The organism is Pseudomonas sp. ZY71, assembly GCF_036542145.1.
GTDB lineage: Bacteria > Pseudomonadota > Gammaproteobacteria > Pseudomonadales > Pseudomonadaceae > Aquipseudomonas > Aquipseudomonas koreensis_A.
On record NZ_CP144274.1, the window covers coordinates 5,212,788 to 5,223,727 of the forward strand.

10 protein-coding genes and 1 pseudogene are annotated in these 10,940 nt (G+C 59.4%); 7 read left to right on the forward strand and 4 right to left on the reverse strand.

The features are described from left to right. Positions 1-281 precede the first annotated feature (281 nt). Positions 282-737 (forward strand): DUF721 domain-containing protein, encoded by a 456-nt coding sequence (locus tag VY732_RS23175; protein ID WP_077574296.1) that lies wholly within the window; start codon positions 282-284, stop codon positions 735-737. 104 nt (positions 738-841) lie between these two features. Here VY732_RS23175 and VY732_RS23180 read toward each other — a convergent pair whose 3' ends face one another. Then, complete coding sequence (locus VY732_RS23180) at positions 842-2,329, reverse strand: helicase HerA-like domain-containing protein (RefSeq protein WP_116030054.1); 1,488 nt, start codon at positions 2,327-2,329, stop codon at positions 842-844. A 189-nt stretch (positions 2,330-2,518) separates the two neighbouring features. Between VY732_RS23180 and VY732_RS30075 the strand changes: the two are divergent. The 5 genes and pseudogenes from VY732_RS30075 to VY732_RS23200 all read left to right on the forward strand — a co-directional run. After that, positions 2,519-3,550, forward strand: a pseudogene (locus VY732_RS30075) (HAMP domain-containing protein); the annotation flags it as partial. 93 nt (positions 3,551-3,643) lie between these two features. Beyond that, positions 3,644-4,408, forward strand: coding sequence for a methyl-accepting chemotaxis protein (locus tag VY732_RS30080; protein ID WP_371043227.1), 765 nt, complete (start codon positions 3,644-3,646; stop codon positions 4,406-4,408). Between the two features lie 289 nt (positions 4,409-4,697). Then, complete coding sequence (locus tag VY732_RS23190; RefSeq protein ID WP_177412564.1) at positions 4,698-5,789, forward strand: glycosyltransferase family 4 protein; 1,092 nt, start codon at positions 4,698-4,700, stop codon at positions 5,787-5,789. Then, positions 5,782-6,558 carry a DUF2334 domain-containing protein gene (locus tag VY732_RS23195; protein WP_331691856.1) on the forward strand — a complete coding sequence of 259 codons (777 nt, stop codon included), beginning with the start codon at positions 5,782-5,784 and terminating at the stop codon, positions 6,556-6,558. Before VY732_RS23190 ends, VY732_RS23195 begins: the two co-directional genes overlap by 8 nt. Beyond that, positions 6,555-7,553, forward strand: a complete 999-nt coding sequence (locus VY732_RS23200; RefSeq protein ID WP_331691857.1) for a lysylphosphatidylglycerol synthase transmembrane domain-containing protein — start codon at positions 6,555-6,557, stop codon at positions 7,551-7,553. Before VY732_RS23195 ends, VY732_RS23200 begins: the two co-directional genes overlap by 4 nt. Here the strand turns inward: VY732_RS23200 and VY732_RS23205 are convergent. Further along, the gene (locus VY732_RS23205) at positions 7,537-7,716 is read right to left on the reverse strand and encodes a hypothetical protein (RefSeq protein WP_137219578.1); all 180 of its coding nucleotides are present in this window, start codon (positions 7,714-7,716) and stop codon (positions 7,537-7,539) included. The genes VY732_RS23200 and VY732_RS23205 overlap by 17 nt on opposite strands. 84 nt (positions 7,717-7,800) lie before the next feature. Continuing rightward, the gene (gene purU / locus VY732_RS23210; RefSeq protein WP_007912774.1) at positions 7,801-8,649 is read right to left on the reverse strand and encodes a formyltetrahydrofolate deformylase; all 849 of its coding nucleotides are present in this window, start codon (positions 8,647-8,649) and stop codon (positions 7,801-7,803) included. A gap of 337 nt (positions 8,650-8,986) precedes the next feature. On the opposite strand from purU, the gene mvaT reads away from it, so the two are divergent. Next, on the forward strand, positions 8,987-9,364 hold the full coding sequence (gene mvaT, locus VY732_RS23215) for a histone-like nucleoid-structuring protein MvaT (protein ID WP_008058684.1): 378 nt from the start codon (positions 8,987-8,989) through the stop codon (positions 9,362-9,364). A 97-nt stretch (positions 9,365-9,461) separates the two neighbouring features. On the opposite strand, the gene sbcB is transcribed toward mvaT, so the two are convergent. Further along, positions 9,462-10,892 carry an exodeoxyribonuclease I gene (gene sbcB, locus VY732_RS23220; RefSeq protein ID WP_331691858.1) on the reverse strand — a complete coding sequence of 477 codons (1,431 nt, stop codon included), beginning with the start codon at positions 10,890-10,892 and terminating at the stop codon, positions 9,462-9,464. Positions 10,893-10,940 lie beyond the last annotated feature (48 nt).

A 10,940-nucleotide genomic window follows, 5' to 3' on the forward strand; every position in this document is an offset into this window, starting at 1 on the left:
ATGGAGGGCGGCCCCGTGAGCGTCGCCCGTGCAGCCCTCATGGCCGCATGCGAACGAGCATTCTACCCGGAAACGGAAGTGAGGAAAGTGGCGATGTTCCACGATGCTGGCACTGCGCTTTGACGGGGCTCACTTAAAATAGGGGCGTTTTGCTCAACTTCAAGTCATACAAGGCAGAAGTTAGTCGTTGATTTAATGGGTAAAGCGGGGGCAAAAGCAATGGGCGAGTGATTTCGGCCTTTCTGCTACCATGGCGTTTCTGTTACTTCAGGTGTTCGATCATGGCATTCCGCCCTCTTACGGCCAGAGCACCCGCCGTTCTCCTGCGCGAAGCCAAGCCGCTCAAAGCCATCCTCGGCCATGCCCAACGACTGGGGCATTTGCAGCGCCTGCTCGAAAGCCAACTGCAACCTGCCGCCCGGGAACACTGCCATGTGGCCTCGTGGCGTGAGGGCAGTCTGTTGCTGATTGTCACCGACGGCCACTGGGCGACACGCCTGCGCTATCAGCAAAAACGCTTGCAGCGGCAATTGCAGATGTTCGACGAGTTCGCCAGTCTGACGCGGATTCTGTTCAAAGTGCAGCCGCCGACGGTTCAACGCGGGGCAGCCGGGCACACGATGGATTTGTCCACGGAAGCGGCGGCGACGATTCAGGCGACGGCGGACGGGATCACTGATCCGGGGTTGCGTGCGGCGCTGGAGCGACTGGCGGCGCACGCCAAAGACAAGTCCTGACAGCAACAATTGTAGGAGTGAGCCTGCTCGCGATAGCGGTGAAACAGTCGACATTGTCGTGCCTGGCATACCGCAATCGCGAGCAGGCTCACTCCTACATTAGGTCAGCGGCGTTTGCTGCCACCGAGTAAAGAGCCCATCAAGCCGCGTACCAGTTGTTTGCCAAGGTTATTGGCAGCTTGGCGCATCGCCGATTTCAGCGCTTGGCCGGCGGCGGTGCCGAGGAACTCTCCTGCTCTGTCGGCCAGGCTCGGCTCTTCAGGCGCAGGCTTGCCTGCGGTTGCCTCGGCTTCAGGCGCCAGGCCCTTGCGCCCCATCAGAATTTCATACGCCGACTCGCGATCAATCGGCTTGTCATAGCGCCCTTTGAACGGCGATCCGGCAATCAACACCGTGCGCTCAGTCTCGGTCAACGGCCCGATCCGCGATTGCGGTGGCGCCACCAGCACGCGCTGGACCATCTCCGGCGTGCCTTTTTCGGTCAGCGTGCCGACCAAGGCCTCGCCAATGCCCAGCTCAGTCAACACCGACAAACTGTCGAACGCCGGATTCGGCCGGAAGCCGTCCGCCACCGCGCGCAGGGATTTCTGTTCTTTGGCAGTGAAGGCGCGCAAGCCATGCTGAATGCGCAGGCCGAGCTGCGCCAGCACGTCATCCGGCAAGTCCGCCGGTGACTGCGTGACGAAGTACACGCCAACCCCTTTGGAACGGATCAAGCGCACCACTTGTTCCAGCCGCTCCTGCAGTGCCTTGGGTGTATCGCCAAAGAGCAAATGCGCCTCATCGAAAAACAGCGCCAGCAGCGGTTTGTCGGCATCGCCGCGCTCCGGCAACTGCTCGAACAGCTCAGCCAGCAGCCACAACAGGAACGTCGCGTAGACCTTCGGCGCCTCATGCACCAGACGGCTGGCGTCGAGCAAGTGAATGCGCCCACGGCCATCGGCGCTCGGTTGCAGAATGTCTTCGAGTTGCAGTGCCGGTTCGCCGAACAAGGCTTCAGCGCCCTGCTGCTCAAGGATCGCCAGACGGCGTAGCAGCGCCTGACTCGAGCCAGTGGTCATCAGCGCGGCGTCGTCGCCCAATAGCTGCGGATTGTCCTTGAGGTGATTGAGCAGCGCCTTCAGATCTTTCAGATCCAGCAGCAACAGGCCCTCGCGATCGGCAACCTTAAAGGCTGCGTAGAGCGCCGACTGCTGACTGTCGGTCAGTTCCAGCAGACTGCCGATCAGCAACGGGCCCATTTCGCTCAGCGTGGTGCGCAATGGATGACCGGACTCACCGTGGATATCCCACAGTGTCACCGGATAAGCCTGCGCCGTGTAGTTGAGCCACGGCATCCCGGCGATACGCTCGGCAACCTTGCCCTGCGGGTTGCCGGCCGCACCGAGGCCACACAGATCGCCCTTGATGTCCGCGGCAAACACCGCGACCCCGGCGTCGCTGAACGCCTCGGCCAAACGCTGCAAAGTAACGGTTTTACCGGTACCGGTGGCGCCGGCGACCAGTCCGTGGCGGTTCGCCAGGCGCATGGCCTGAGCAATCTGTTGGCCTGCGAGGTCGGCGCCGATTACGAGTTGCGAGGAGTCAGGCATTTTGTCACCCAATGGTTAATCTTTGATTACGCATGGCCGATACAGAAGAGTGAGAGACCCGACCACAAGTCAGGCCGGACATTTCCCTAAGGAGAGACGGAAATATCAGCTTGTTTTCACCCTTGCCCATTTTGCGCGCTTCTATAAAAGCACGCCCTGGACATTAAGACCTTAGCGGAACCCCAAGCCATGAACAAAAATCTGCGCTTCAGCCATAAAATCTTGCTTGCCGCCGCCCTTATCGTCATTGCCGCCTTCGCCTCGTTTACCTTGTACAACGACTGGCTACAGCGCAATGCGATCCGCGATGACCTTAACAACTATCTCAACGAGATGGGCGAAGTCACCGCCGGCAATATCCAGACCTGGCTCAGCGGTCGCATTCTGCTGATCGAGAACGCCGCCCAGAACATCGCCATCAACCCGGAACCGGCCAATGTCGCCAGCCTGCTGGAACAGAAAGCCCTGACGTCGACGTTCATGGCTTCCTACCTCGGCGATGCCACTGGCCACTTCACCATCCGTCCTGATGCGAAGATGCCCGACGGTTTCGATCCACGGGTGCGCCCTTGGTATAAAGGTGCCGAGAACAGCAGTACCTCGACCCTGACCGAGCCGTACATCGACGCCGCGACTGGCCAACTGATCATTTCCATCGCCACCGCCTCGAAAAAGGCTGGTCAGAGCGTGGGCGTGGTCGGTGGCGACTTGAGCCTGCAATCGCTGGTCGACACCCTCGCCGCCCGCGACTTCGACGGCATGGGTTACGTGTTCCTGGTCAGCGCCGACGGCAAGATCCTCGTGCACCCGGACAAGGCGCTGGTGATGAAATCACTGAAAGAAGCCTATCCGCAGGACACCCCGCGCATCAGCAGCGACTTCAGCGAAGTCACCGTTGACGGCAAGACCCGCATCGTCACCTTCGCGCCGATCAAAGGTCTGCCGTCGGTGAACTGGTACATCGGTCTGTCGGTGGACAAGGATCAGGCTTTCGCCATGCTCAGTCAGTTCCGCACCTCGGCCGTGATCGCCACCGTGATCGCGGTGGCGATCATCATCGCCCTGCTCGGCATGCTGATCCGCCTGCTGATCCAGCCGCTGCACGTGATGACCCGCGCCATGGAAGACATTGCTGATGGCGAAGGCGACCTGACCAAACGCCTGACCATCGTCAATAACGATGAGTTCGGCATCCTCGGAACCGCATTCAACCGTTTCGTCGAGCGCATTCATGGCTCGATCCGCGAAGTGTCTTCGGCGACCGGCCAGGTTAACGAAGTCGCCCTGCGCGTGGTCGCTGCGTCGAACTCGTCGATGTACAACTCCGATCAGCAAGCTTCGCGCACCAGCAGTGTGGCGGCGGCGATCAACCAGCTCGGCGCCGCCGCGCAGGAAATCGCCCGCAACGCCGCACAAGCCTCGAATCAGGCCAGCGACGCGCGCGGTCTGGCTGAAGACGGCCAGCAAGTGGTGGATCGCAGCATCAAGGCGATGAATCAACTGTCGAGCATGCTCAGCGCGTCGAGTAGCAATATCGAGTCGCTGAACAGCAAAACCGTGAACATCGGCCAGATTCTCGAAGTGATCACCAGCATTTCCCAGCAAACCAACCTGCTCGCGCTTAACGCGGCGATTGAAGCGGCGCGTGCCGGTGAGGCCGGTCGTGGTTTTGCTGTGGTGGCCGATGAAGTGCGCAATCTGGCGCACCGCACCCAGGAATCGGCGCAACAGGTGCAGACCATGATCGAGGAGCTGCAGGTCGGCGCCCGTGAATCGGTGAGCACCATGAGCGACAGCCAGCGCCACAGTCAGGACAGCGTGGAAATTGCCAACCTTGCCGGGGAGCGCTTGAACAGCGTGACGCAGCGCATTGGCGAGATCGACGGCATGAACCAGTCGGTGGCCACGGCGACCGAGGAGCAGACTGCTGTGGTTGAGTCGATCAACGTCGATATCACCGAGATCAACACGCTGAACCAGGAAGGTGTGGAGAACTTGCAGGCGACGTTGCGGGCGTGTTCGGATCTTGAGCAGCAGGCTTCGCGGTTGAAGCAACTGGTTGGTAGTTTCCGCATTTAAGATCAAGAGCGTTACCCCCTCACCCCAGCCCTCTCCCCCAGGGGGGCGAGGGGGAAAGGGAGCCGATCTTCGTGCTGTTCAAAATTCGAGTTCGACTCAGGTCTCTCAAGTCGGCGTATCTCCAACATCCACCTCGGTCAGTCCCCTCTCCCTCCGGGAGAGGGCTAGGGTGAGGGCACTCTTCAGCTCTACCGCGCAATCCCGACCGAACATCTATTCTTGATAAAGGTCAACCAAGGGAGAACCACGCAGCGGAGGGTTGATCACCGTGCACATCGCCGACATCACCATGTTCTACGCCCCGGCCAGCGGTGGCGTGCGCACTTATCTGGATGCCAAACACCGCCGGCTGGGCGTCAAACCCGGCATTCGCCACAGCCTGTTGATTCCAGGTGCGCATTTCGGCGAACACGACGGTATTTACACGGTTCCCGCCCCCGCCCTGCCCTTCGGCAAGGGTTATCGCTTCCCTGTACGCCTCGCGCCTTGGCGAAATGTCCTGCAGGATTTGCAGCCTGATCTGATCGAAGTCGGTGATCCTTACCTGACCGCATGGGCCGCGCTGGATGCCCGGCGGCAGCTCGATGTGCCGGTGATCGGCTTCTATCACTCGGATCTGCCGCTGCTGATCAGCAATCGCATGGGCCATTGGGTCACGCCGAATATCGAGGCATACGTCACCAAGCTTTACGGCAACTTCGATCGGGTCCTGGCACCTAGCCAGGTCATGGCTGACAAGCTCAGCGGCCTCGGTGTACGCAATGTTTTCGTGCAACCGTTGGGCGTCGATCTGCAGACCTTTCACCCCAGTGTCCGCGACCCGCAACTGCGCGCAGAACTGGGCATCGCCGAAGACACCCGGTTGCTGATTTTCGCCGGACGCGGTTCGAAAGAGAAAAACCTGCCGGTGCTGCTCAAATGCATGCAACGCCTTGGCCCGCGTTATCACTTGTTGCTGGTCGGTTCTTCGATGCCGGCGGCAGTGCCGGACAATGTCAGTGTGATCGACGAATTCTGCCCCGCGCCACGCGTCGCGCAGTTGATGGCCAGTGCCGATGCGTTGATCCATGCCGGCGATCAGGAAACCTTTGGCCTGGTGATCCTCGAAGCCATGGCTTGCGGCATTCCCGTGGTGGCGGTGGCTGCCGGGGCATTCGAAGAGATTGTCACGGAGTCCTGCGGCCTGCTGTGCGCGCCAAACAACCCGCAGGCGATGGCCAATGCCGTGCGCGAACTGTTCAGTCGCGGCTGCGGCAAACTGGGCGCACAGGCCCGCCAGCATGTCGAAACCCACTACGCCTGGGACACGGTGGTCGACAGTTTGCTGGGCCACTATCACGCGGTACTTGGGCAAACGCTGCCGCGGGTGGCCAATGGTTGAATCGATGAACAATCCCGCCGTGTTGCTGGTATTGCACGACGTGGCACCGTCGACGTGGACGGATTACCAACCGTTTGTCGAGGCGGTCGACGCATTGGGCAATGTGCCAATGACGTGGCTGGTCGTACCGAACTTCCACCGGCACAACACCCTCGACGCTCACCCGGCATTTTGTCGAATGCTCGACACGCGCGCCGCCCGTGGCGATGAGTTGGCGTTACATGGTTATTTTCACGATGACCAGGAGCCCCGCCCAACGACACCACGAGACTGGTTCATGCGCCGGGTCTACACCCATGAAGGCGAGTTCTATCGTTTGTCCCGCGAAACCGCCCTCGCCCGCCTGCGCGATGGCATCGATGTTTTCCAGCGCCACGGCTGGCCGCTGCACGGTTTCGTCGCCCCGGCGTGGCTGATGAGCGACGGCACCCGCCAGGCCCTGTGTGAATTGCCGTTTAGCTACACCAGCGATCCGCAGCATCTTTATCGGTTGCCGGATTTCACCGCTATCGACGCCCCCGGTCTGGTCTGGAGCGCCCGCAGTGCCTGGCGCCGGGGCCTGTCAAAGTTGGTCTGCGAGCAGCGGGAACAGCGCTGGCGCCAGGCGCCGGTGATTCGGCTAGGCTTGCACCCGGTGGACATGCGCCACCGCTTCTCCCGCGACTACTGGTTGCATACTCTTGAACGACTGCTGAACGAAGGACGCGTACCGATGACCAAAATGAACTGGCTCGCTCAACAGTGCGGTCGACTGGAACGCGTCGCATGAGTCGCGGCATTCTGTTGCTCATCGGCCTGCTTGCGGCGGTGCTGATCCCCGTTGTGCTCGGCGGCGGCGAAACCTGGGCGCGACTGCAGAGTTTCCCTTTGCACTGGTTGCTGATCATGTTCGGCATGATCCTGCTGTGCTGGGGCATCAATACCCTGCGTTTACGGTTGTTGCTCGGCGATCAACGTGATCGCGTAACACCCTTGAAGAGCCTTGGCGTGGTCATGGCCGCCGAATTCGCTTATGGCGCAACACCCGGCGGCAGTGGCGGACCGCTGACAATCATGGCCCTGCTGGCCCGTTCGGGTGTGCGGCCGGCGCGGGGCAGCGCGGTGTTTGCCATGGATCAACTGAGTGATTTGCTGTTCTTTCTCTGCGCCCTTAGCGGAATTCTGATTTATGCGCTGTTTCAACACCTCAGCGATCGGCTGGAGTGGCTGCTGACGGTCAGCGCCGTGTCGTTGTTTGGCGGCCTGTTCAGTTGCGTGTTGGTCGCGCGCTACCACCGCGCGTTGATTCGACTGAGCGGGCGTCTGTTGGCAAGGGCCAACGTCAAGGTCCGCACCCGGCGTCGCTGGGCGCGCAAGTTGCTGCATTTTCTCGCCGCGTTTACCGATACGTTGAAGTTGCCCTGGCAGACACTGATCAAGGTCTTTGCGCTGACGTGCGTGCATTGGTTGCTGCGTTACAGCGTGCTGTATCTGGCGCTGCGCGGGTTGGGCGCCGACTTGCAGTGGGCGTGGAGTTTTCTGGTGCAGATGCTTTCGCTCGGAGCCGGGCAATTCAGTCTGCTGCCGGGCGGTGCCGGGGCGGCGGAATTGACGTCGGCAGCGCTGCTGGCGCCGATGGTGGGTAAATCCACCGCAGCGGCGGCGATTCTGATCTGGCGGGTGGTGACGTATTACTTCTATCTGGTGGTGGGGGGCCCGGTGTTTCTGTTGATGTTGGGGCGGCCGCTGTTGAAGAAGCTGATGAACGTCAGACAGGCTTCTTGACGTCGTCCTGCTCCTGCTCTTTGAGTTGTTCCCACAACTCGGCAGCGCCGGGAAACTCGGTACCATCCTCCGGGCTCATGTCCTCGGGATCATATCGACTCAAACAACCCTCGCCCAAAGTTGCCGGTGCTTTGGAAGTGGCTTTGTCCAGTGGATCGGTCATGGCTTTTCCTCAAAGCTGAAATGAACAAGGGTCTGAGCGATTGAACGCCCAGACCCTTGGTTTTTCAAGCCGGTGTGGTTTAGATCAAAACACCACAGTCTTGTTGCCGTGCACCAGCACGCGGTCTTCGAGGTGATAACGCAGGCCACGCGCCAACACCATCTTCTCGACATCACGGCCGAAACGCACCATGTCTTCGATGCTGTCACTGTGGCTGACGCGGACCACGTCCTGCTCGATGATCGGACCGGCGTCCAGCTCTTCGGTGACGTAATGGCAAGTCGCGCCGATCAGTTTCACGCCACGCAGCGACGCCTGGTGGTACGGCTTGGCGCCAACGAACGACGGCAGGAAGCTGTGGTGAATGTTGATGACCTTATGCGCGTATTCACGGCACATGTCCGGCGGCAGGATTTGCATGTAACGCGCCAGTACCACTACTTCGGCATCGTGCTGTTTGACCAGGCGCGACACTTCGTCGAAGGCCGGTTGCTTGTCCTGCGGATTGACCGGAACGTGGTAATAAGGAATGCCGTGCCACTCGACCATGCTGCGCAGGTCATCGTGGTTGGAAATCACGCAGGAAATTTCGCAGTCCAGTTCATCGCTGTGCCAGCGGTGCAGCAAGTCAGCGAGGCAGTGGGATTCGCGGCTGGCCATCAGCACAACGCGCTTTTTCTGCTCGGTGTCGGTGATGCGCCAGTCCATCGAAAACTCTTCGGCGATCGGCGCAAACTTCTCGCGCAGCACTTCAATACCGAAAGGCAGCGAATCGGCACGAATTTCGTGACGCATGAAGAACCAGCCCACTTGATTGTCCGAGTGGTGGCTCGCTTCGGTGATCCAGCCGTTGTGGGCTGCCAGAAAATTACTGACTTTGGCAACAATGCCAACGCGGTCCGGGCAAGAAATCACCAGGCGGAAAGTGCGCATGAGGGGGAAACTCCAGAACTTCGCAAAGGCCGCCATTCTAGCGGCTGCGGGGGAAAACTGCAGTATTGATCAGCATCGGCGCGAGCCAGGCCCGGCACTCCGGTTTTTCGCCGGCGTCACCATCCAGCTGAGGGCCAGCGTGTGACATCGCTTGATCAGGCAACTGTGAATATCTGTGATGACTGGATCACACTATTTAACTGAATATTCAATAGAACGCAGTTTCTCGTAACTAATTTAAATAAAAACTCCGGTTAAATGTTTACTTGATGAAACAGCCTGACTATTATTGCGGCACTGTCACCCTGCCATCCCGCACTCTACTAAGGTAGTAATCATGTCCTTGATCAACGAATATCGCGCCACCGAAGAAGCTATCAAAGAGCTGCAAGCCCGTTTGAAGAACCTGTCCCAAGATGACAAACTGCAAACCGAGCTGGAATTCGAAGGCAAACTGCGCACCCTGATGGGCGAATACTCCAAGTCCCTGCGTGACATCATCGCGCTGCTGGACCCGGAAGCAAAAACCAAAGCTCCACGTGGCGGCGCTGTAAAAACTACCGGCACCAAGCGTGCTCGCAAAGTTAAACAATACAAAAACCCGCACAACGGCGAAGTCATCGAAACCAAAGGTGGCAACCACAAAACTCTGAAAGAGTGGAAAGCCAAGTGGGGCGGTGACGTGGTTGAAGGCTGGGCTACCCTGCTGGGCTAAGCCGCAACGCCTTCGCAGAGCGATCCGCGAAAAAACAAACGCCAGCGAATGCTGGCGTTTTTTTATGCCCGGCATTTAAGCCCGGTCATGTTCGATTTCAAAGATTCAAACGTTTGCGCAATGCCTGGACATAATTCTGCCACTCATTGAGCACTTCACTCTGCATCGGCGTGGCATTAAGCGACCATTGCTCGGCCGCCTCGGTAAAAGATTTCAAGGTATTCGGTGCGCCGCACTCAGGCGTGGACAAACGCTGCTGACAAAATATTCTCCAGCGCTCTTGCTCTTCGAAATTCAACGTCTCGGGAAAGTTACGTGCGCGATATCGAAAGAGTAATTCGGGCAAACGTTCGTCATCGAAAGGCCATTGCTCTTGCGCTAGTTGAGCCGGGTCAGCGCTCCTCACTTGCTCACATAGACGCCGGTCGCGGTCGCCGATAAATCCGTCGTACAACTGTTGTTCCGGATCCTCGCTCGGCGTGAAATCTTCACTGACATAAATCTCAGCAACTTTATCTTTCCAACTTTGTTGTGCGTCAGTTAGCCGCAGTGCTCGCTGTTGATACAGCGCCATGTCCAGCCCCAGCCGTTGCTGATCTTGCGCGCGCAAAACGGAAAGCGGCGCCACCACCGGGCAACGGTTGATGTGAATCAGCTTGAGCGGCACCGGCAACTCGCCTTCCAGTAAATCGTCGCGACGCGTGTACAACCGCTGGCGCAGGGTCTGCGCGTCCAGATCGAGCAACCCCTGCGGGTCGAGGTGCAGATCGCAGACGATCAAGGCGTTACGGTTTTTGGGATGCCAGGCTAATGGCAGCACCACACCGACGTAACTGCGCGCGGCGGAGAAACGCCCGGAAATATGCACCAGTGGCTGCAGCAGACGTATCTGATCCATGACCTTTTGCTTGCTGCGCAACTGGAACAGCCAGTCATACAGTTTTGGCTGTTTGTCGCGGATCAACCGCGCCAGTGCGATGGTGGCGCGCACGTCTGACAAGGCTTCGTGGGCGTGACCATGATCGATATTGTTCGCCGCTGTAAGGCGTTCAAGCTTGAGCGTCACCCGGCCGTCGTCATCGGTCGGCCAGACCAGGCCGTCAGGACGCAACGCATAGGCGGCGCGTACCACATCGATCAGATCCCAACGGCTGTTGCCGCCCTGCCACTCCCGGGCGTACGGGTCGAAAAAATTGCGATACAGGCTGTAACGGGTCATCTCGTCGTCGAAACGCAGCGTGTTGTAACCGGCGCCGCAGGTGCCGGGAGCCGCCAGTTGAGCGTGCACCCGCGTCATGAAGTCCGCTTCGCTCAAACCCTTTTCGGCGAGCTGGCTCGGGGTGATGCCGGTGATCGCGCACGCCGCCGGATGCGGCAGGATGTCTTCGCTGGGCTGGCAGTAGAGGTTGACCGGCTCGTCGATTTCATTGAGCGCATGGTCGGTGCGAATCCCGGCCACCTGCAACGGGCGATCATTACGCGGATTGATGCCAGTGGTTTCGTAGTCGTACCAGAAGATTGAAGTCACGGGCGGTTCCTGAACAGAAGATCGGCAAAGTCTAGGCGCTCGACCGCG

Coding starts and splice junctions, on each gene's coding strand:
- VY732_RS23175 (WP_077574296.1), top strand. CDS start 282: ATGGCATTCCGCCCTCTTACGGCCAGAGCACCCGCCGTTCTCCTGCGC.
- VY732_RS23180 (WP_116030054.1), bottom strand. CDS start 2,329: ATGCCTGACTCCTCGCAACTCGTAATCGGCGCCGACCTCGCAGGCCAA.
- VY732_RS30080 (WP_371043227.1), top strand. CDS start 3,644: ATGTACAACTCCGATCAGCAAGCTTCGCGCACCAGCAGTGTGGCGGCG.
- VY732_RS23190 (WP_177412564.1), top strand. CDS start 4,698: ATGTTCTACGCCCCGGCCAGCGGTGGCGTGCGCACTTATCTGGATGCC.
- VY732_RS23195 (WP_331691856.1), top strand. CDS start 5,782: ATGGTTGAATCGATGAACAATCCCGCCGTGTTGCTGGTATTGCACGAC.
- VY732_RS23200 (WP_331691857.1), top strand. CDS start 6,555: ATGAGTCGCGGCATTCTGTTGCTCATCGGCCTGCTTGCGGCGGTGCTG.
- VY732_RS23205 (WP_137219578.1), bottom strand. CDS start 7,716: ATGACCGATCCACTGGACAAAGCCACTTCCAAAGCACCGGCAACTTTG.
- purU (WP_007912774.1), bottom strand. CDS start 8,649: ATGCGCACTTTCCGCCTGGTGATTTCTTGCCCGGACCGCGTTGGCATT.
- mvaT (WP_008058684.1), top strand. CDS start 8,987: ATGTCCTTGATCAACGAATATCGCGCCACCGAAGAAGCTATCAAAGAG.